Origin of the sequence: Bifidobacterium sp. FKU (assembly GCF_026016385.1) — a bacterium.
Taxonomy (GTDB): domain Bacteria; phylum Actinomycetota; class Actinomycetes; order Actinomycetales; family Bifidobacteriaceae; genus Bifidobacterium; species Bifidobacterium infantis.
The window spans coordinates 2578820-2599191 of the sequence record NZ_CP092888.1 but is presented as its reverse complement, the minus strand read 5'-3'; the positions used below and the strand labels follow the sequence as shown (position 1 = coordinate 2599191).

Sequence of the window (20372 nt, the reverse complement as noted above, 5' to 3'; positions counted from 1 at the left end):
ACGCTGAATACGTGTCAGCGTACGGTTTTTCGCGAAGATGAAGCTGTATGCGCCTTACTTCGCCGTGTATGCGTCGTGTTTGGTGTCGGCGGGCAGCTTGGTCATGCTATCGGCGGCCTTGCAACCCTCGATATTGGTGATGGTCTTACCGGATTGCGGGGAGGATTTGGTGTCCTGCAGATCGTTGAACGTGGCGCCGATGACCACATCGATGAGCTGATCCTCGCGAGCCGTCATGATCATGGTGGCGTCGGTGAAATTGCCGATCAGCGTATACGCCTGATTAATGGCGTTCTTGCCGAAGTAGATGGTGGTGCGTTCAACGTTGGTGCTGGAATAGTTATCGATTTTCTGCACGCTGAATCCACGATTGGCCAAAGCTTCACCCACGGCCTTGGCGAATTGGCCGTGAGAGGTGCCGTTCATCACGCGAATGCCGACCGAAGCGTTGGACACGTATTGCGCTTTGCCGCTGCTGTCCTTGACCGCGCACGGCGCCGCGTTGCCGTAATTCGGCTGGCGGGCCGGAGTCTCCACTTCGCCGAGGCCGAAAACGTGGAAATTGAACAGTAGGGCTATGACCAGCACTACTGCCAATGCCGCGCCGCTGATGGAAAAGACGGTGGTCTGGCGGCGGCGCACGTACGCCTTGCGGGCTTCACGTTCATCAACCTGATACGTCATCGGTGGACTTCTTTCATGGGTCGGGTGGCTGGTTGCTACCTTAGCGTCACTGTCTGACGCCGATATTGGGGTGTGCGGGAGATTTGGCTCGAATAATGCGATCGACCACAGCCGTATCGCGCCACCCATCGATGATGCGTTGTGCCGCTGCCTCGTCGGCGGCGAAAGCGACCACTGAGGGGCCGGATCCGGAGACGAATGCATGGCTGGCACCCGCCTGCGTGGCGGCGTCGATGGCCTGCCCGCTGCGGGGATGCAGGCTGATTGCCGCAGCCTGCAGATGATTGCGGTCGCCTTCTGCGGCTCCCACGATGTCAAAGGTGTGGTAGACCTCAGGAGTGCTGAGTTGCGACTGGTATGCGCCGACCAATACTTCGCCGCTGAATCCCTGTTCTATCAGCGCCAGCTCATCGCGGCTGCCGGGGGTGATATCCGTGATGCGTTCACCGAAACCGGTGCCGTATGCAAGGCCACCGGTCAGGCAGAACGGCATGTCCGCGCCCAACGTGGCGGCAATGGTGCGCAGGCGCTCTATAGGCCAGTTCAGATCCCAGAGACGATTGACCGCCAGCATGGTCGCCGCGGCGTCGGCTGAACCGCCGCCTAGTCCGGCACCCACGGGAATGCGCTTGGTGATGGTCAACGCCACATCCGGCTCGCGCTCGGCCGCCTGGGCCATGGCGAAGAGGGCCAGTACCGCATGGTTGCGGCGCATGTCGCTGCGTGAGGAGGCCAAGTCGCCCAAATAAGCGCCTTCGAGCTCCAGAGAGAATCCCGCTCCGGGTTGCTTGGCGGTTGCGGTGACGGTGTCGTATACGCCGATTGCACAGTAGGTGGTGTCCAGTTCGTGGCGTCCGCCCCATTCGTCGTGAGCAGGCCCCACTTCCAAGGTGAGATTGGTTTTCGCCGGGCAATCCACCGTAATGGTGATGGGGGAGAGCTCATCGAACTGATGTCGGGCAGCGGCTGGGCGTGGATGTGAAATTACCGGACTCATTGTGCCTCATCTCCATCTCCACACGATTCGATGGCCTTGGCCAGAGCGGTGAATTCGGCGATGGTGAGCGTCTCTCCTCGACGGGTCGGATCGATGCCGGCGATGGAGAATGCCTCGGAAGGCGCAATGGTCTTCAATGCCGCGTGCAGGGTCTTGCGACGCTGACCGAATGCCGCATCGATCAGACGAAATACGAGTTCCCGTTGTGTGCCGTCGTCTGTGCTGTTCGCAGTTCCCGGGGTAGCCGGGTCATCGGCCTGATACCGGGTGAATCTGACGAGCGCGGAATCCACATTGGGAGCCGGCCAGAACACATTGCGGCCGATGGTGCCCACCCGTTCGGCGGTGCCATACCAGGCGAGCTTCACGCTCGGCGTGCCGTAGATCTTGGAACCGGGCTTGGCGGCGAGTCTGTCGGCCACCTCTTTTTGCACCATCACCAAGAACGAGCCGAGGTTGTCGAAACGCTCCAACAGCGTGAGCAGAATCGGCGTGGCCACGTTGTACGGCAGATTGGCGACCAGCGTAAACGATGCGTCATCGCTGAAATCAGGCACGTTCTCCGGGGTGACGGTTAAGGCATCCCGATTGACGACGGTGAGTCGTGACGTGGCTTCGGGCATGAATTCGGCGACTGTGCCCGGCAGTCGTTCGGCCAACGGCGGATCGATTTCGACTGCGGTCATGGTGGCGCCGGTTTCCAGAATCGCCAGCGTCAACGATCCCAGGCCGGGGCCGACTTCCATGACATGATCGGCAGCGGTCACTCCCGCCTCGCGTACGATACGACGGACCGTGCCGGGGTCGATGACGAAGTTCTGCCCGAATTTCTTGGTGGGGCTGATGCCGGCATCGGCCGCGATACGACGGATATCGGCGGCACCTAACAGGTGACCGGTGGCGGGAATGGTGTCGTTCATAAGCGTGTGTTCCTTGTGGGCTTCGTAACCGATCAGTACCAACCGATTTGTTCGGAATGTTGCCATGCCTTGGACGGGCTGCCGTAGGTTTGTGCGATGTACCACAGACCCCAATCGATCTGTACGGCGGCATCGTCACGGTAATTGGCGCCGAACGCAGCCATTTTGTCTGCTGGTCGCGACTGAGGAATGCCGTAGGCACCGGAGCTTGCGTTTTCGGCATACCACAGCCACCTGGACTCGCGGTTCCATAGTTTGACCAGGCAATCCCAGTCGTTGCCTGTCCACCCGCGCTGCGCGGCGGCACCGGCGGCATAGGCCTGAGCCTGGGCTACGGTGGCGTGCCAGAGTCGGCCGGAGGGCGTGGTGGTTGTTCCTGAATCGGAGCCGGAAGAGCCGGAATTGTTGTTCGTACCGCCGCCGGTGTTACCGGAATTACCAGTGTTACCGGAATTGCCGGTGTTGCCGGTGTTGCCGGTGTTACCGGAGTTGTTGCCGCCGGTGTTGCCGGCATTGTTGTTGGTATCGGTGTTCGTGTTGTTGCCAGAGCTGCTGTTGTTCTTGTCGCCTGTGTTGTTGGCATTGTTACCGGACGACTCGTGCTGATTGTTGAAACCGGAATCGGCCTTGCCGTTATCGGCGGAGTCGGATTTTTTGTCGGAACCTTTATCGGTATCAGACTTGGCGGCGCCTACGGCGATGATCTGGTCGATGGCCATCGTGGTGACGGTCTCGGATTTCAGCGTCTCCGATTCGGCCACGCCATCGACATACGTGACGTTATACACCTGGGTTTTCTCGCCATTGACGCCTTGCTGGCGGATCTCCGACTGGCCTTCAGGAAGATTGGAGTCGATGATGGTTTGTGTGGAGTATGGCACTATGGCTGTGCGTGTTTCCTCGCCATGCGTCACGCGCCGTACGCGCAGGATAGTGGTATCGCCGTCCTTTTCGACGCTCACACGGTCCTCTTTGTTCAGCACGATGCCTTTGGAGTCAAGAATGGAGGCCGCGGGCAGTTTGCCGTTGGGGGCCACGGAAGTCTTGCCGTCCGCAATGACGGTGACCGGGCCATCCTGATTGATGACCAGTCCGCCGGTGAGCTGGTTGTACACATTGTCGATGTCGACGGTGATTTTTGTGGCGTTGTTCTGGTTTTCCTCGAAAAATCCCAGCAGCTGGTCGGCACTGGTGGCCACGGTCCAGAAGGGAACGGACGTGCCGTCGATGTTGATAGTGGTCTGGTAGGCGGACTGTACGGTGACCACGGCATGATTGGCGAGTTGGTCGCCGGACGAGGTAGTGACGATATCGTGGGTCTTGATATCCACCCCTTGTTCCTCCAGAAGACGGGTGGCCGTCATCGCATATGTGGTGACTTGGGTGGTTTGCCCGTTGATGTTCAGGGCTACGGATTTACGCGCGGTGAACGCGAATGATCCAGCCAGCGCGATACTGGTCGCCGCGATACAGGCGATTACGCGGATGCGACGCAGTGTAACAAACCGCTGCGGGGTCCAACGCCGTGCCATTGCCATACTCTTCCTGCTGGGTGAACGATTACGCCACCCATCGTAACGGTTGTTCGGACCCGTACTGCGGTTTCACCGGCCACCGTCACCATTCCTGCTCGTCAGATTGTTCTGAACTCAAAAAAAGAAAAAAGGGGGCGGGAGAGAAGGGGATGTTCCCGCCCCCTTGAAGGTGCGGAGCTGGTTGGGGGACGCTCCGCCCTCATTCCAGGAAGCCCATAATTGGGGGAAGGCTCCTGGAGTACTTACCCAAGGTAAGAATTATATGCGTAGAAAAGCCTACGTATCACATAATACGCCATTTTTTCTGCGCGACGAGCCTCTTGTCGGGATCGAACCGACGACCTGCCGCTTACAAGGCGGCCGCTCTGGCCATCTGAGCTAAAGAGGCGATTGTTCTTAACGCGTAAATCGTTTTGAACAAATCTCTAGTATACCGGTAGTTCCCGAGTGGTCAATTCGGGCCAAGCCGCGCCGGTAATTAATCGGCCAGCGAAATCGGCTTCTTGTTGGCGCCGATCGATGGCATCTGGCCTTCCACGCCCACCTGATCGGAGTCCAAGCCGATGGACTTGAGGAATCCGTCCACCATGCTGGTGTCCGCCAGCGTGAGCTGCTTCAGATCCCAGTATTCGCCATTGATGGTGAGCGTGGGGGAGGAGAACGCGCCGGAGCTGTTGAACAGTTCGGGGCGTAGGATCGTGTAGTTGTTGGAGGCGGTGAGCCACTTGACGTATTCGTTCTTACCACTGAATGCCGCGGTGGCCACATCCTCGCTCACGCCGGCATTGACGGCCTGCTTCTCCAGCTTGGCGTTGCTTACCGGCTCGTAATTGGACAATTCGCCCGGCTGGAAATCCTCAGCGTAGATGTTGGAGAGGTAGCTCATGAGGTGATCGGGATTGTCATCATGCTCGGCAATGTAGATGGCACCGTTGAACGCGCGGTTGGAGTAGTTGTCGGAGCTCTTGTTGTCCTGGAAATTGAGGAAGTGCAAATCGATGTTGAGCTGGCCGGCGTTCATCAGCTTGACGAGCGTCGGGTCAAGCTGGCGGTTCACCGAGGCGCAGCCGGGGCACAGCGGCTCCATGTAGATGGAAACGGTGGGCGCCCCTTCGGCCTTCTGACCGTACCCCTTGCTCGAGATCACGAAGCCGGCCTTGTCATCGGCGTTGGCCGGCTGGGTACTGACTTTCTTGAGCTTGCTATAGGCCTCGTCCACGGTCATGTTGCTTTGCTGGCTACTGCTGCTGGTGTTGGACGGCCGCATAGCCTTGTATACGGCGAATCCAGCGATGGCCACCAGCACCACAATAATGGCCACCACAATGCAGCCGATGATGGTCTGCTGCTTACGTTCCTTAGCCGCCTGCTCGGCCCGTGCCTGCTGGGCGGCCTCCTCGGCCGCTCGGCGCTCAGCGCGTGTGGCACGCTTGGCCTGACGCTTCGGATCTGACATAGCTATCCCCTTGCAATCGCTTCAATGTTTGGGCCCCATCATAATGACCGGGCCTGAGGAGGACTGCGCCCAGAGCTGATCTGAGGTGAATTCCCTGTAAAAGTGTGACGGAACGAACGTATCGGATACACAAAGGCCATGTGTGCGGATGGCTGATGTGTGAGATTCCGCCCCGCTCTAGGCGAACGGCATCCAGTTGATCGGCATGCCCAGAATCGGCATCGCGCACAAGGCCACGGTGATGATGGCCCATATGGTGAACAGCACGGTGCCGCGCCCGCCGCCCTTGGGCGCCGGCGCCACTGGAGCAGGTGGAGCCCCACCCACTTCGGTGGATGGCGCGCCCGCCGGGCGACTGTGTTTGAGCCCGCGCAGTACGCCGCCCCCCAGCCGAATCATCATCGACTGTGGGGCGAACACAGTGACCAGCCAGCCGATGGCCATGAAACCGCCCAGCGCCAGCCCGGAAGCGGAGAACGGCACATCATTGAGCAACGGCACCGGAATACCCCAATCCGCGGTGAAATACCAGGAGATGGTGTGAACGGGCAGTGCCAGAGCCGCGGTGGCCACGGCGGTTCCCGCCATATAGATGATGACTAGCAGCAGTATGCGGGGAATGGCCAGCAGCAGGGCTTTGACCAGATGCCAGGGAAAAGTCGCCACGCGAATCCACGAATCGGAGTTTTTGCGCTCGCCGCCGCGTTTGCCCTCGCGCTCAAGCTGGGGTTCGGTGTTATAGGCCAGGGTGAGCAGTAGCCACAACAACGCAGTGGCCGCGATGATGGCCACGAGCGGAGCATTTGCCGCCAGTGCCGCCAGCGGCGCCGCCAGCAGGATCAATGGCAGGGTGCCGCGCTGCAGATATTCCCCTCGCTTCACGTCCACCGGATTGGGCATGGGAGGATTTTGGACCATGGTTTCGGTGGGGGCCGCTTGGGCGGTTTGGTCGATGATGCGCTGCAATGCCGGGCGAATGGCGGGGTCCACCGCTGTGGGCTGGTTGCTTGCGGGATCCCAGCTGCTCTGGGCGGTGCCGGACGGGGGGAATGATGACGGCTGCGGCGTGGGGAGTACGGTGGTGCGCTCGGCCAGCGGCGTGGTCGGGGCCGGAGTCGAATCGGTGTTGGTCATTGGTGTGGTGGCGCCGGCCATTGGTGTGGTTTGGTCCGGCATCGGTGTGGTCGCGCCGGTGAGTACCTGTGTGCCGGCGTCGTCGGTGAAATCGGCAGCAGCGTCGGGCAACAGTTGCGTGGCCTGCTCCGCACCGGCCGGCGGACGTGGCGGCATATCGGCTAAGGGCAGCGTGGCGGTAGCGGCGCCAGCCGGCGAGAATACGGCGGTTTCGCCATCGCCGTTATCGCCCTTATTGCCGGAGAACACGGCCATGGTGGGAGCCTCAGCGGCTTCCTCGGCCGCGCGCCAGATGGTTCGGGGATTATTGCGGTCAACGCCGCCGGCCGCGCCAAAAGGGGGCATCGCCTCCGCGGCTTCGGCAACGATCGCAGCCGGTTGTCCAGCCACGGCTCCCGCGGCGAACGGTCCCGCCTGCTCGCCCTGCCAAGCGTTGGGATTCAACGCATCCAAGGCGATGGCATTCAGCAATTGATCCGGCGTGCAACGATCCCTGCGATCCGGGTCCAGTGCAGAACGGAAGGCAGCCAATGTGCCGGCCGGCAATCCGGAAAGATTCGCGTTGCCCGAGGCCTCGCGCTCAAGTACCGCCATCATCGGCTTGGTGCCGAATACCGGTGCGCCGGTTGCGGCGAAGGCAAGTACGGAAGCCACTGACCACCAATCGGTCGCCTCATCGGACTCGGCGCCGTCGATGATTTCGGGGGCTATGAATCCCGGAGTGCCCATCACTAGGCCGGTACGGGTCACATGGCTTTCTCCTTCGCCCATCGCGATACCGAAGTCGACCAGCACCGGGCCGGCTGCTGAGACCATCACATTGGTGGGTTTGATGTCGCGATGGACGATGTCGGCCGCATGTACGGCTTTGGTGGCTTCGATGAGCTTGCGGGCCAAGCGTTCCAGATCGTCGCCCACATACCGGCCATTGGCGGCCACATCATCCTTAAGATTCTTGCCCTCGATGAGTTCAGTGACGATGAACGCCAACGTATCGTCGAGTTCCATATCCACGATGCCGCATACGCCTGGATGATTGACCTTCTTCAAGGCCATGGCCTCGCGCCGCAGACGTTCGCGCGGCGTGACATCGGGCTTGAGGTCGGGGTCGTGCAGGGCCGCGGACGCAGAGCCGGAGCCTGCCACCGACTCGTCGGCCAGCGAATCGCGCAGAATCTTCATCGCATAGGTGGTGCCACCGCCGTCGCGGACACGCCACACCGACCCCATAGCTCCTGAGCCGAGCCGGGAGATCAGCGTGTACCCACCAACCACTTCGCCGGGCTCAAGATTCAACGCGTTCAAATCGCTCATGCCCTCCATCCTAATGCCTTGCTGGTGCATTATTCTGGCTCTCTCCTGGGAGGCCGAGCTTGATATTTCTTGGCTCCCCTCTCTGAGAGGGGAGCCAAGAATAAGTGCCGTTTACGTATTGAGAAGTGCCGTTTACGCCATTAAGGTCGATTGCCCTGACCGGATGTGGTAGCAAATTATGCGCTCGAAATGACAGGATAGGTGCGTGGGCAGGTGCGCCAGTCGTGAATTTGCGACTCTATAACCATCGGCATCAAGGATGTGTCGGCGGTGACCCAAAGGTGAGCCAGCCGGGCACATTCAACAGTGGCACAGCGATGCAAGGGCAGTATCGTGAGCCGCTGATCGAATCGATAACGATATCAGATTCGAATGCCGCGACTTCGCCGGTCGTACCTTCGAATACTTCTCCGAAGACGGCTACCTGTTCGGCGTGATGGCCTCCCAGCAGGTCTGGCGCTCAGGCCAAGGGCGTGTACGCCTTCATGAAGCACTTCGCGCTGAACGACCAGGAGACCAACCGACTGAGCGAGCTCGCCACCTGGGCCAACGAGCAGTCGATTCGCGAGATCTACCTGAAGCCCTTCGAGATGAGCGTCAAGCAGGGCGGCGCGGGTGCCGTGATGAGCGCCTTCAACTACATCGGTATGGAGTGGGGCGGTTCCCCTCCTGCCGTTGGCTTGAATGGGTTTTCCTTTGCCTTCATGTGGACCGCCTCCTCGCTGAATCAACCTAAAATAAAGATTATCAAAAATATCAAAAAAATAAAAATTATCAAAAGTTGGGTTGAGCCGACTGAAGAAAACAGCCGTGGCGACAATGATTCTGCCGCAATCCGCGGTGACAACAACTGACGCGGACCTTCTTGGCAGAATCGTTGTTTGTCCCGCTTCGCCAATCAACGTCGCTCAAGTTCGGTGCGCAGACCGGCTACCGTAGCGGTCAGCTCACGCACTTCCTCGCGCAATAGGTCGATTTCGGGATTGGCTGATGTTGCAATAGCCTCTTGCGCGGCTTCCTTGGCCACTTCCTTCTCCCGAGCGTCCTCGCGCCGATCCGTCTCCAGATTGACCTGATCCACGATCCACGAAGCCAGCGTGGCCGTCACAATACCGATCAACGCGATGCCGGTGAACATCAGCACCACCGCAATGATCTTGCCTTGGAAGGTGACCGGCGAGAAGTCGCCATATCCCACGGTGGTCACGGTCACGAACGCCCACCACAACGCCGTGCCGAAGTCGGTGATCGTGGATCCGGACGCCCCGCGCTCCACGGAATACACGGCCAGCGCGCCCACGTACATGAGCATTCCCACCGCGCCGACCGCGTATACGGTGATGCGCCCGCGCACCGCCATGCCGGAGGTGCGGTTCAGCACGTGCAGCACGGTCAGCAAACGCAACAGTCGCAAGGGCCGGAGCATCGGCAGCGCGATGGTCAGCAGCGTGAACAGGTTGTGCTTGAACCACCGCCAGCGATCGTCGGCCAACCACAGCGAGACCACATAATCGACGACGAACACCACCCAGATCACGTTGATGACGGTTTCACACAGCGCGATATGCGTGCGGGAGAGAATTTCCCACGAATACACCACCAGAAACACCACGGACAGCACCATCAGCGGCCAGTCCGTCCACTTCTTCCACGTCTTCAGTCCCATATTCCGATTGTAGTGGCGCGTCCGCTGCGCCACTGCGGAGCATGACTCCGGACATCAGTGTTGTATACGTTCGTATACATTTCACATTGTGTACGAACGTATACAACGGTATTTTTCATCTCGTATTTCCCTTATGACTATCACCACAGTGATATAATCAAGAATATGTAAGGAGAGAGAAGGAGCCGGCCAATGGAGACCGCATCGATCGAACTGTGGCATGGCTCTTCGCATGTCATCAAGCATCCTGAATACGGGCTGGTCAAGCCGAACAACGATTATGGCCGCGGATTCTATTGCACGCGCAGCGTCGAGCTGGCCAAGGAATGGGCGTGCGCGGGAATGGATGACGGTTTCGCGAATCGGTACACGTTGACCACGGACGGGCTCCTCTTCCTGGACCTGTCCCAGCCGCCCTACACCATCCTGAACTGGCTGGCCATGCTGGTCGAAAACCGTCGTTTCCAGCCGACCACCGCCGTCGCCGCGCAAGGCATCGAATATCTGAAACAAGTGTTTCTGCCGGATGCCAGTCAGGCTGACGTCATCGTCGGATATCGTGCCGACGATTCGTATTTTTCGTTCGCCCGCGCTTTTGTCAATAACGCGATTTCTCTCGACCAACTCGCCGAGGCGATGCGGTTGGGTGAGCTCGGCAAGCAGATCGTACTCGCCAGTCCTCAGGCATTCGCGGCACTGCGGTTCCAAGGCTGCGAAATCGCCCGCGCTTCGACCTACCACGGATTGCGTAACGAGCGCGACCGCACAGCTCGCGAAGCCTACCGCCGCAAAAGTGCAGAAGCCGATCTCGACGGCCTGTTCATGCGCGACATCATCCGCGAGAAAGTGACCAACGATGATCCCCGCCTATGATGAGACATACTTGCCGGACGCCATGGCCAACTTGGCCGGCGCCTTCGATTATGCGCTGAACGATTGCGGGTTGCCGGTCGGCCTATTCATGGACTTCTTCGCCACCTCCGAGGCGGCCGCGCTTTTCGGGCGAGGCACGCCCAAATACGTGTGTGGCATGTCCGGCGAGGAGCTGGTGGCCGAAATCATGCGGCAAACCGGTTGGGCGCGCATTTTCGATATGCCGTCAGCCGCACTGCGCGCCGGCTCAACACCCGAATACTGGGCCGGATGGGTACTCGCATACTGCCAATGGGCCAGGGGAGTGCGGTTCTCGGACATTCTCGATGTGCTGTCGTTCGACGATATCGTGCGACTGTACCCGACTCTGCACGAAGCCGACGAAAGCCGATTCGTCGACGTGTACGACGAGCGGGCCGCCCATAATCGCACCGAGGGCGACTCCCGGCTGCACACAGTCCGCGTTCGCGCCGGACTCAGCCAATCCGAACTGTCCCGTCACTCCGGCGTTGCCCTACGCTCCATCCAAATGTACGAGCAGCGCCGCAAAGACCTCGGCAAAGCTGCCGTCTCCACCGTGCTCGCTTTAGCCCGCACGCTTGGCTGCCGCATCGAAGATCTGTTGGAGCCGTAAAGACGCGGAGTAGTATCGCGCCGCATCGATTCTGATAACTGAACAACTACTTTTAAGGCCCGGCCGGATGCTCGTTTGGACATCCGGCCGGGCCTTCTGGCTCCACACGGGGTGCCGAGGTATCCGTTCTCCGCTTCGAGGGGCTGATTTGGCCTTCCGTAGAGGTTTACTCCCGTTTCGAGGGGCTGGTGGCCCGCTAGAACACGGGTATAAACGGCTTCGCCCCACCGTCATTCCGCCATTTTGGGGATGCGCTTACTTGAGTACCAGCCCCTCGAAACGGAGATAGATCTCCGGAAAAGGCCAAATCAGCCCCTCGAAACGCGAGTATGGCGGTTGAAGCGCAAATGTGAACAATGCCACATGTGATTGGGCGGGTCGCTGCACGCCGATTTTCGGGGCTGCTTAGGAATGGCGGAATATCAACGAAATCACTATATCTAGGTTTGTTGCATGGTACACGCCACTACATATAGTGCCTTGATTTCAAATCACATCGCTGTAATATGGCCTTCGCTTCACTGTCCATCAGAACCACATTAAGGGGAGTCGCCATGACCGTCACCGTGTTCACCAAGCCGCATTGCCCGCAGTGCGATGCCACCAAGCGCCAGCTCACCAAGCTGGGTGTGCCGTTTGAAACCGTGGACCTGACGCAGAACCCCTCCACCCTTGAGCAGCTGCAGGCCGCCGGTTTCCAGCAGGCTCCGGTGGTCATCACGCCGGACAACTCCTGGACCGGCTACCGCCCCGACCTGATTCGCGAAGTCGCCCAGCAGGTGGCCGCCGACAACCGCGCCGCCGCCACGGTGTCCGCGTGAGCCAGGCCGAGTTCGCGGCCGAAGGCAAGACGATCGGCGCATTGGTCTACTTCTCGTCGGCCTCCGAAAACACCGCACGGTTCGTGGCCGGATGCCGTTTGCAGGACGAAGGCATCAACGTCTACCGCATCCCGTTGCGGGCCGCCGACCCGGCGCTAAACGTCCGCGAACCGTACGTCATCATGGTGCCCACCTATGGCGGCGGCGTGGTCAAGAAAGCAGTGCCGATTCAGGTCAAACGCTTCCTCAACGATCCAGCCAACCGCGAGTGGATTCGCGGCGTCATCGCCTCAGGCAACACCAATTTCGGCGAGGCGTACTGCGCCGCCGGAGATATCATCTCGGCCAAATGCCACGTTCCATACCTTTACCGCTATGAACTCATGGGCACCCCGGAAGACACTGCCGCCGTGCGAAACGGCCTCGTCCGCTTCTTCACCGAACAGTAAATCTTGACCCCCTCGAGGCATTGGCTCCCCTCTCCGAGGGGAGCTGTCAACGAAGTTGACTGGGGGGCAACTGTCTGAGTAAACACACTTCTGCCATATTCCAAGGATTTCCAATGACTGACCTCACCGCCACCGGCCTGCCGCTCGACAATACTGCCGACACCGCAGCGGAACAGTACGACCCGGCGCACGATTACCACGCGCTCAACGCGATGCTCAACCTCTATGACGCCGACGGCAAGATCCAGTTCGACAAAGACAAGGCCGCCGAACGCGAATACGTGACAGGGCACGTGGCCACCAACAGCAAGCAGTTCGCCTCCACCGCCGAACGCCTCGACTACCTCATCAGCAACCAGTACTACAACCCCGACGTCTTCGCCCAGTACTCCGCTGAATTCCTCGATCGCTTCTACGAGCACGTGGAATCCGCCGGCTTTGAGTTCGGCACTTTCCTCGGCGCTTTCAAGTTCTACACGTCCTACGCCCTCAAAACATTCGACGGCCGTCTCTACCTTGAAGACTTCCCGCAGCGTTGTGCGGCAGTGGCCTTGGAACTCGCCGCCGGCAATGAGCAGCAGGCCATCGAATACGCCGACGAAATGCTTGCCGGCCGCTTCCAGCCCGCCACCCCGACCTTCCTGAACCTCGGCAAGGCCCAGCGTGGCGAACCGGTCAGCTGCTTCCTGGTGCGCATCGAAGACAACATGGAGTCGATTTCGCGCGGCATCAACGCGGCCCTCCAGCTCTCCAAGCGCGGCGGCGGCGTGGCCCTGCTGCTGAGCAACCTGCGTGAGCTCGGCGCCCCGATCAAGCACATCGAGAACCAGTCCAGCGGCGTGATTCCGGTCATGAAGCTGCTGGAGGACTCCTTCTCCTATGCCAACCAGCTCGGCGCACGTCAGGGCGCGGGCGCGGTGTACCTCAACGCCCACCACCCTGATATCCTGCGCTTCCTGGATACCAAGCGAGAGAACGCGGACGAGAAGATCCGCATCAAGTCGCTGGCTCTTGGCGTAGTGATTCCGGACATCACGTTCGAACTGGCCAAACAGAAGGCCCAGATGGCGCTGTTCAGCCCGTACGACGTGGAGCGCGTGTACGGCAAGCCGTTCGCCGACATCTCCGTTACCGAGCATTATGACGAGATGGTGGCCGACGATCGCATCAAGAAGACCTACATCGACGCCCGTAAGTTCTTCACCACCATCGCCGAACTGCAGTTCGAATCCGGCTACCCGTACATTGTGTTCGAGGACACGGTCAACCGCGCGAATCCGATTGAGGGCCGCGTGACCATGTCCAACCTGTGCTCGGAAATCCTGCAGGTTCAGGAGCCGAGCGCATACAACGAGGACCTCACGTATGCGCATGTCGGCCGCGACATCTCCTGCAATCTGGGTTCGCTCAACATCGCCAAGGCGATGGATGGTGGCTTGGCCCACACGGTGGAGACCGCGATCCGCGCACTCACCTCGGTGGCCGAGCACACCAGCATCAACGCGGTGCCTTCGATTCGCCGCGCTAATGAGGAGGGCCACGCCATCGGCCTCGGCCAGATGAACCTGCATGGCTTCCTGGCCCGCGAAGGCATCCACTACGGTTCTGAAGAGGGCCTCGACTTCACCGACATGTACTTCATGACCGTGGCCTACCACGCCTACCGTGCCTCGCACGCGCTCGCCGTGGAACACGGGCAGGCCTTCAAGAGCTTCGCCACATCCGATTACGCCAAGCCGGCCGGTCAGGGCAACTACTTCGACAAGTACACCGATGGCCGCCGTTCGCTGGAACCGCGCACCGCCAAGATCCGCGAACTGTTCGCCAAGTACGGCATCGCGATTCCGACTGCGGCCGATTGGGAGGCCCTGCGCGACGCGATTCTGAAGGATGGCATCTACAACCAGAACCTGCAGGCCGTGCCGCCCACAGGCTCGATCTCATACATCAACCATTCCACGAGCTCGATTCACCCGATTGCCTCCAAGATCGAGATTCGTAAGGAAGGCAAGATCGGGCGCGTGTACTACCCGGCCGCCTACATGACCAACGACAACCTCGAGTACTACAAGGACGCCTACGAGATTGGCTGGAAGGCCATCGTCGACACGTACGCCGAGGCCACGCAGCATGTTGATCAGGGATTGTCGCTCACGCTGTTCTTCCCGGACACCGCCACCACCCGCGACCTCAACAAGGCTCAGATCTACGCCTGGCGCAAGGGCATCAAGACCCTCTACTACATCCGCATCCGCCAGCAAGCCCTGGAAGGCACTGAAGTCCAAGGCTGCGTCAGCTGCATGCTCTGATCGTTCGATGGAGCGTATACCGCCTTTCTTCGGCACTCGACGTACCTTCGTACGCCTTCGGCCTCAGACGGCGGTCTCCGCACACATCGAACGACCAGAGGCCACTCTAAGGAACCCACAATGTCACGAACCATCTATAGAGCACTGCTCCGGCTGACCGCGCCGGAGGAGTTCGAAAACAAGTCCAACGACGATAACGATAACGACAACGAGTAATAAGGAACACTCATGGCACCGATTTCCATTCCGCGCAAACCGCTGAAACTCATCGACCGCGTCTCCGCAATCAACTGGAACCGCCTCGAAGATGAGAAAGACCTTGAGGTCTGGGACCGCCTGACCGGCAACTTCTGGCTGCCCGAAAAAGTTCCCGTCTCCAACGACATCCCCAGCTGGCAGAAGATGACCGAGGACGAGCACACGCTCACCATGCGCGTCTTCACCGGCCTGACCCTGCTTGACACCATCCAGGGCACGGTCGGCGCCGTCTCCCTGATTCCGGACGCGCTCACCCCGCACGAGGAGGCCGTGTACACCAACATCGCCTTCATGGAATCCGTGCACGCCAAAAGCTACTCGTCCATCTTCTCCACCCTGTGCTCCACCGAACAGATCGATGCCGCATTCGACTGGAGCGAGAACAACGAGTTCCTGCAGAAGAAGGCGGAAATCGTGCTCGACTACTACGAGGGCGACAACCCGTACAAGCGCAAGGTGGCCTCCACCCTGCTCGAATCCTTCCTCTTCTACTCCGGCTTCTATCTGCCGATGTACTTCTCCGCGCACGCCAAGCTGACGAACACCGCCGACGTGATCCGCCTGATCATCCGCGATGAGGCCGTGCACGGCTACTACATCGGCTACAAGTACCAGAAGGGCATCGCCCAGCTGAGCGATGCCGAGCGTCTGGATCTGCAGGACTACACGTACGACCTGCTCAACGAGCTGTACGACAACGAGGTGGAGTACACCCAGTCGCTGTACGACCGCGTGGGCCTGACCGATGACGTCGAGAAGTTCCTGCGGTACAACGGTAACAAGGCGCTGATGAACCTCGGCTACCCGGCTTTGTTCCCGGCTGAGATTTGCGATGTGAACCCCGCGATTCTGGCCTCCCTGAGCCCGAATGCCGACGAGAACCATGACTTCTTCTCCGGTTCCGGCTCCTCCTACGTGATGGGCAAAGCCGAAGAAACCGATGACGACGACTGGGACTTCTAAGGGTTTCGCGGTCCGCGAACCCGTAGCGCCGCCGCGTTCGCACGACGGCGCTACGCTGGAGGCATGGAACAGGAGCCGTTGGTCAGCATCATCATCCCGGTATATAAGGTCGAGAAATTCCTTGATGAATGCGTGAAGTCTGTGGTTGCGCAGACCTATCGCAACCTCGAGATTCTGCTGGTGGATGATGGCTCGCCTGACGACTGCCCGGCCATGTGCGACGCTTGGGCCACCCGCGACCCGCGCGTGCGGGTGATTCACAAGCCCAACGGCGGCCTGTCCGACGCACGCAACGCCGGCATCGCCCAGGCGACCGGCTCATACATCTACTTTGCGGATTCGGATGACACTGTGGCGCCCACGCTGGTGGAAGACTGCCTGAATGCCATGCGTGAATACGATGCCGATCTGGTGATGTTCCAGTTCGACACCATCTCCGAGAACAACAAGCCGCTGCTGTCCAACTATCGCCACAACGACTTCACCGAGGTGCAGGTTCTGACCCCGGTCGAGGCCATCAAAAAGCAAGTCAAGGCTGAGATCGACGGCTATTTCTGGGCCTTCCTGGCACCCGCCTCCACCTATCAGGGCACCGGATTCTCCTTCCCGGTGGGTCGCAAAATCGAGGATCTCTCCCGTATCTGCAACGTGATCGGCGAGGCCACGCGCGTGGTCCGTCTGCCCAAGGCGCTGTACCACTACCGCATGCGCGAGGGGTCGATTACCGCCAGCTGGGATCCGCAGCTCACCCGCGACTGGACCCGCGCCGCCGACGACCGCGAGGAATACATCGTCCACCGATTCCCCGAGCTCAAGGGCTTCATGACGCTGCAACAGCTGAATTTCTTTGCCAACCTCGATTACGAGACCATGCGCCAGTCGCTGATCGCCGGGCTCAAGATCGATCCCGAGGACGCCGATGCGCTTCGTCGCCGCATCGAGGGCCTGACCAAGTCCGCCGATGAGGGCGATGAGCCAGTACCGGAAACGTTGCGTGAGTTGCTCGGACTGCTCAAGCTGGGCATCACCAAGGTGGCCGATGGCACGTTCGGTAAGGCCGATGGCAGCAGTACTGATGACGATGCCGAGAACGATGACGTAACGCTGGCCGACCGTTTCCGCGACATGCGCGAGGACTGGCGCCAGCTGCGCATACAGCGTATCGAAGACGCCGAGGAGCGCAAGGCCGAGCGCAAAGCCGCCCGCAACGGCGTCACCTTCGAGTCTGTGTCGCATTAGTCGGCGACTGATGGAATCCATCAGTCCGGGAAGAGCAGGCCTGCTCTACGTCGGGTGTACCGGTTCGCACGTTCGAGAAACAGGCGTGTCATGGGCCGAACCACACAACACCCCCAGAAACGCCCATAATGTTACCTACATTCAGACACGCCACTTGCCTTGGCCCACGGCCCGTGTATAGTAGTTCTCGGCTCAACGAAGAGAACCTTCACTGAACCGGAAAAAAGTAAACGCTGAAGCTTGCAGTTTCCGAAAGCAAAGTTGTACGTCGGTGACGAGGGCGGAAGCACAGTAAAGAACGAATCCCTTTACAACGGATCGTGAGGCACGTACCTGCCTCTGAAAGGATTAGTAACTATGGCAGAAGTCGTTTTCGACCACGTCACTCGTATCTACCCGGGCAACGATAAGCCCTCCGTGGATGACCTGAATCTTGATATCAAGGATGGCGAGTTCCTCGTCCTCGTCGGCCCTTCTGGCTGTGGTAAGTCTACGACCCTTCGTATGCTCGCCGGCCTGGAAGAGGTCAACAAGGGCCGCATCCTCATCGGTGGCAAGGATGTCACCACGATGCAGCCGAAGGACCGCGACATCGCAATGGTGTTCCAGAACTACGCTCTGTACCCGCACATGACCGTTGCCGACAACATGGGCTTCGCCCTGAAGATCGCCGGCACTCCGAAGGACGAGATCCGCAAGCGCGTCGAGAAGGCCGCTGAGATCCTCGACCTGACCGAGTACCTCGACCGCAAGCCGAAGGCTCTGTCCGGTGGACAGCGTCAGCGTGTGGCCATGGGTCGTGCAATCGTCCGTGAGCCGAAGGTCTTCCTCATGGATGAGCCGCTGTCCAACTTGGACGCCAAGCTCCGTGTCCAGACCCGTACCCAGATTGCTGCTCTGCAGCGCCAGCTGGGTGTCACCACCCTGTACGTGACCCACGATCAGACCGAGGCCCTGACGATGGGCGATCGCATCGCCGTCATCAAGCTCGGCATCCTGCAGCAGGTCGGCGCCCCGACCGAACTGTACGATCGTCCGGCCAACGTGTTCGTCGCCGGCTTCATCGGCTCCCCGTCGATGAACCTGAATACTCACCCGGTGGTCAACGGCAAGGCGAAGATCGGTGAGGACACCGTCGACCTGCCGGCCGAGGCCGTCAACAAGCTCACCGCCGAAGACAACGGCCAGATCGTGGTCGGCTTCCGTCCTGAGGACGCTGGTCTGGCCCCGGTCGATGACCCGAACGCCTTCTCCCTGAAGGTTGTGAACGTCGAGGATCTGGGCTCCGATGGCTACATCTACGGTACCATCGTCACCGATGGATCCGCCGCTGAGGCTTCCCAGGTCATGTCCGACCAGAACAAGCTCACCACGATTCGTGTGAATCCGCGTGCGCTGCCGAAGGTTGGCGCGACCGTCAAGATCAAGATCGACCCGGCCAAGATGCACCTGTTCGCTCCGTCGACTGAGCTGCGTCTGAACTAGTAGATACTTGGCGAGGTCTAATCGCTTCGTCAACCATTAAACGAGGTTATTCTCTTCCTCTCTTATGGCCTCGTTGGAAAAGCCCTGCATAGCTGCGGGGCTTTTCTTTTGCCTTCTAGACGGTCTGAGGGAGAGACCAAACAGTGTTTTCCCGTAAACATAACGCGCCGAAGTCGTGGCCAAGGAGCACACATCGCGAACGACACGTAAAATCGAACACATGGAGTTGAACGATTTGCCCCAGATGGATCCGCGCGCGCTGAAGGCCACGTCTGTCAAAGCCGAAGACGAACATGCCAGTTCAGCTGAGCCGCAAGCATTGAAGATCACCGCCGCCAGCTCGAACCCGAAGATGTTCACGCTGCCCTGGCACAAGCCCTTGGCCACCTGGCCTGAGGACTTGCTGGCCAACCTGCCGCGAGGCATCTCCCGCCACGTCGTGCGATTCGTGCACGTGGGCGACGAGGTGTATGCCATGAAGGAGATCACGCGCCAGGTGGCCGAACGAGAGTATGAGATTCTGCGCCGGCTGCAGAAGCTCGAACTGCCCACCGTCACCCCGATCGCCGTGGTCACCGGTCGTCACACCCGTGAAGGGGAGCCGCTGGAGGCGATTCTGGTCACCCGGCACTTGAAGTTCTCGCTGCCGTACCGTGCGTTGTTCGCCCGCAACCTGCGTCCGGACACCGCCGAACGACTGATTGACGCCCTCGCCGTGCTGCTGGTTCGCCTGCACCTGGCCGGCTTCTACTGGGGCGATGTGTCGCTGTCGAACGTCCTGTTCCTGCGCGACGCCGACGCTTTCTCCGCCTTCCTGGTGGACGCCGAAACCGGTGACCTGCAAGTCCAGCTCACCGATGGCCAGCGCGAATACGATATCGACTTGGCCCGCACCAACATCATCGGCGAACTTATGGATTTGGCGTCCGGCAAGCTGCTGCCCGGCGACGTGGATGAGATCGAGGTGGGCAACCGGCTGGTCGAACGCTACCACTCGTTGTGGAGCGCCCTGACCGACACCGACAAGTTCAACCCGGACGAAATGTGGAAGATCGAGCAGCGTGTCAACAAGCTCAACGATCTGGGCTTTGATGTGGACGAGTTGGAGATGAAGACCGCCGAGGACGGCAAGCGTGTGCTGGTCCGTCCGCGCGTGGTGGACGCCGGATACGCCAACCGCAAACTGCTGCGTCTCACCGGCCTTGACGTGCAGGAGAACCAGGCCCGTCGTCTGCTCAACGATCTTGATGCCTACCGTGCCTCCACGTGGCGTGAGGGCGAGGAGCTGGAGATCGTGGCCACCGATTGGATGCGCGAGGTGTTCGAGCCGACCGTGCGTATGATTCCGCGTGAATATCGTTCCCAGATCGAGCCCGCCCAGTTCTTCCACGAAGTGCTCGACCATCGCTGGTTCTTGGCGGAGAAGGCCGGCCACGACGTGCCGATGGGCGAGGCTGTGACCAGCTATATCGAAAACGTTCTGCCGAGCTACAACCTTGATTCCAAGGCACTCGCCGAACTTAATGAAGAGGCCGATTCCGGCGTCATTGACGACGAATCCACCTACAGTGACCCGGACGACGACGGCTACAACCCCGATGACGATCCGGATGCGGCAGTGTGGAGTCATTAAGC

The 20372-nt window shown here is 60.0% G+C and carries 16 protein-coding genes, 1 tRNA gene and 1 pseudogene; 10 read left to right on the top strand and 8 right to left on the bottom strand.

Annotated features, from left to right (window positions below; translation table 11 throughout):
* Window positions 1–54: 54 nt before the first annotated feature.
* The 7 genes from MMB48_RS11515 to MMB48_RS11485 form a co-directional block, all read right to left on the bottom strand.
* The gene (locus MMB48_RS11515) at window positions 55–684 is read right to left on the bottom strand and encodes a LytR C-terminal domain-containing protein (protein ID WP_032743450.1); all 630 of its coding nucleotides are present in this window, start codon (window positions 682–684) and stop codon (window positions 55–57) included.
* A 46-nt stretch (window positions 685–730) separates the two neighbouring features.
* Window positions 731–1681, bottom strand: a complete 951-nt coding sequence (locus MMB48_RS11510; RefSeq protein WP_032743451.1) for a 4-(cytidine 5'-diphospho)-2-C-methyl-D-erythritol kinase — start codon at window positions 1679–1681, stop codon at window positions 731–733.
* Window positions 1678–2601 (bottom strand): 16S rRNA (adenine(1518)-N(6)/adenine(1519)-N(6))-dimethyltransferase RsmA, encoded by a 924-nt coding sequence (gene rsmA, locus MMB48_RS11505; protein WP_032743453.1) that lies wholly within the window; start codon window positions 2599–2601, stop codon window positions 1678–1680. The genes MMB48_RS11510 and rsmA overlap by 4 nt, the downstream gene beginning before the upstream one ends.
* A gap of 32 nt (window positions 2602–2633) precedes the next feature.
* Complete coding sequence (locus tag MMB48_RS11500; protein WP_032743454.1) at window positions 2634–4139, bottom strand: G5 domain-containing protein; 1506 nt, start codon at window positions 4137–4139, stop codon at window positions 2634–2636.
* A 311-nt stretch (window positions 4140–4450) separates the two neighbouring features.
* Window positions 4451–4524: transfer RNA gene (locus tag MMB48_RS11495), tRNA-Thr, on the bottom strand.
* A gap of 90 nt (window positions 4525–4614) precedes the next feature.
* Window positions 4615–5592: a DsbA family protein gene (locus tag MMB48_RS11490; protein WP_029680047.1), complete on the bottom strand. Its 978-nt coding sequence runs from the start codon at window positions 5590–5592 to the stop codon at window positions 4615–4617.
* 177 nt (window positions 5593–5769) lie between these two features.
* Window positions 5770–8049 carry a serine/threonine-protein kinase gene (locus MMB48_RS11485; RefSeq protein WP_032743456.1) on the bottom strand — a complete coding sequence of 760 codons (2280 nt, stop codon included), beginning with the start codon at window positions 8047–8049 and terminating at the stop codon, window positions 5770–5772.
* 373 nt (window positions 8050–8422) lie between these two features.
* On the opposite strand from MMB48_RS11485, the pseudogene MMB48_RS11480 reads away from it, so the two are divergent.
* Window positions 8423–8717: pseudogene (locus MMB48_RS11480) on the top strand (glycoside hydrolase family 3 N-terminal domain-containing protein); the annotation flags it as partial.
* Window positions 8718–8938: 221 nt separating this feature from the next.
* Here MMB48_RS11480 and MMB48_RS11475 read toward each other — a convergent pair.
* Window positions 8939–9706, bottom strand: a complete 768-nt coding sequence (locus MMB48_RS11475) for a potassium channel family protein (protein WP_007054642.1) — start codon at window positions 9704–9706, stop codon at window positions 8939–8941.
* A 192-nt stretch (window positions 9707–9898) separates the two neighbouring features.
* Between MMB48_RS11475 and MMB48_RS11470 the strand changes: the two genes are divergently transcribed.
* The 9 genes from MMB48_RS11470 to MMB48_RS11430 all read left to right on the top strand — a co-directional run bounded on the left by MMB48_RS11470 (window position 9899) and on the right by MMB48_RS11430 (window position 20370).
* On the top strand, window positions 9899–10579 hold the full coding sequence (locus MMB48_RS11470) for a DUF3990 domain-containing protein (RefSeq protein WP_032743457.1): 681 nt from the start codon (window positions 9899–9901) through the stop codon (window positions 10577–10579).
* The gene (locus tag MMB48_RS11465) at window positions 10563–11213 is read left to right on the top strand and encodes a helix-turn-helix transcriptional regulator (RefSeq protein ID WP_032743458.1); all 651 of its coding nucleotides are present in this window, start codon (window positions 10563–10565) and stop codon (window positions 11211–11213) included. Before MMB48_RS11470 ends, MMB48_RS11465 begins: the two co-directional genes overlap by 17 nt.
* Before the next feature lie 554 nt (window positions 11214–11767).
* The gene (locus MMB48_RS11460; protein WP_007051803.1) at window positions 11768–12034 is read left to right on the top strand and encodes a glutaredoxin family protein; all 267 of its coding nucleotides are present in this window, start codon (window positions 11768–11770) and stop codon (window positions 12032–12034) included.
* A complete protein-coding gene (gene nrdI / locus MMB48_RS11455) occupies window positions 12031–12483 on the top strand; it encodes a class Ib ribonucleoside-diphosphate reductase assembly flavoprotein NrdI (protein ID WP_032743459.1) in 453 nt (150 codons plus the stop codon). Before MMB48_RS11460 ends, nrdI begins: the two co-directional genes overlap by 4 nt.
* Window positions 12484–12596: 113 nt before the next feature.
* A complete protein-coding gene (nrdE, locus tag MMB48_RS11450) occupies window positions 12597–14792 on the top strand; it encodes a class 1b ribonucleoside-diphosphate reductase subunit alpha (protein ID WP_032743460.1) in 2196 nt (731 codons plus the stop codon).
* Window positions 14793–15020: 228 nt separating this feature from the next.
* A complete protein-coding gene (gene nrdF, locus MMB48_RS11445; protein ID WP_013141506.1) occupies window positions 15021–16013 on the top strand; it encodes a class 1b ribonucleoside-diphosphate reductase subunit beta in 993 nt (330 codons plus the stop codon).
* A 63-nt stretch (window positions 16014–16076) separates the two neighbouring features.
* The gene (locus MMB48_RS11440; RefSeq protein ID WP_032743462.1) at window positions 16077–17252 is read left to right on the top strand and encodes a glycosyltransferase family 2 protein; all 1176 of its coding nucleotides are present in this window, start codon (window positions 16077–16079) and stop codon (window positions 17250–17252) included.
* 357 nt (window positions 17253–17609) lie between these two features.
* A complete protein-coding gene (locus MMB48_RS11435; protein ID WP_012578687.1) occupies window positions 17610–18737 on the top strand; it encodes an ABC transporter ATP-binding protein in 1128 nt (375 codons plus the stop codon).
* Window positions 18738–18957: 220 nt separating this feature from the next.
* The gene (locus MMB48_RS11430; protein WP_032743464.1) at window positions 18958–20370 is read left to right on the top strand and encodes a DUF4032 domain-containing protein; all 1413 of its coding nucleotides are present in this window, start codon (window positions 18958–18960) and stop codon (window positions 20368–20370) included.
* The last annotated feature ends 2 nt before the right edge of the window (window positions 20371–20372 follow it).

Coding starts and splice junctions, on each gene's coding strand:
- MMB48_RS11515 (WP_032743450.1), bottom strand. CDS start 684: ATGACGTATCAGGTTGATGAACGTGAAGCCCGCAAGGCGTACGTGCGC.
- MMB48_RS11510 (WP_032743451.1), bottom strand. CDS start 1,681: ATGAGTCCGGTAATTTCACATCCACGCCCAGCCGCTGCCCGACATCAG.
- rsmA (WP_032743453.1), bottom strand. CDS start 2,601: ATGAACGACACCATTCCCGCCACCGGTCACCTGTTAGGTGCCGCCGAT.
- MMB48_RS11500 (WP_032743454.1), bottom strand. CDS start 4,139: ATGGCAATGGCACGGCGTTGGACCCCGCAGCGGTTTGTTACACTGCGT.
- MMB48_RS11490 (WP_029680047.1), bottom strand. CDS start 5,592: ATGTCAGATCCGAAGCGTCAGGCCAAGCGTGCCACACGCGCTGAGCGC.
- MMB48_RS11485 (WP_032743456.1), bottom strand. CDS start 8,049: ATGGAGGGCATGAGCGATTTGAACGCGTTGAATCTTGAGCCCGGCGAA.
- MMB48_RS11475 (WP_007054642.1), bottom strand. CDS start 9,706: ATGGGACTGAAGACGTGGAAGAAGTGGACGGACTGGCCGCTGATGGTG.
- MMB48_RS11470 (WP_032743457.1), top strand. CDS start 9,899: ATGGAGACCGCATCGATCGAACTGTGGCATGGCTCTTCGCATGTCATC.
- MMB48_RS11465 (WP_032743458.1), top strand. CDS start 10,563: ATGATCCCCGCCTATGATGAGACATACTTGCCGGACGCCATGGCCAAC.
- MMB48_RS11460 (WP_007051803.1), top strand. CDS start 11,768: ATGACCGTCACCGTGTTCACCAAGCCGCATTGCCCGCAGTGCGATGCC.
- nrdE (WP_032743460.1), top strand. CDS start 12,597: ATGACTGACCTCACCGCCACCGGCCTGCCGCTCGACAATACTGCCGAC.
- nrdF (WP_013141506.1), top strand. CDS start 15,021: ATGGCACCGATTTCCATTCCGCGCAAACCGCTGAAACTCATCGACCGC.
- MMB48_RS11440 (WP_032743462.1), top strand. CDS start 16,077: ATGGAACAGGAGCCGTTGGTCAGCATCATCATCCCGGTATATAAGGTC.
- MMB48_RS11435 (WP_012578687.1), top strand. CDS start 17,610: ATGGCAGAAGTCGTTTTCGACCACGTCACTCGTATCTACCCGGGCAAC.
- MMB48_RS11430 (WP_032743464.1), top strand. CDS start 18,958: ATGGAGTTGAACGATTTGCCCCAGATGGATCCGCGCGCGCTGAAGGCC.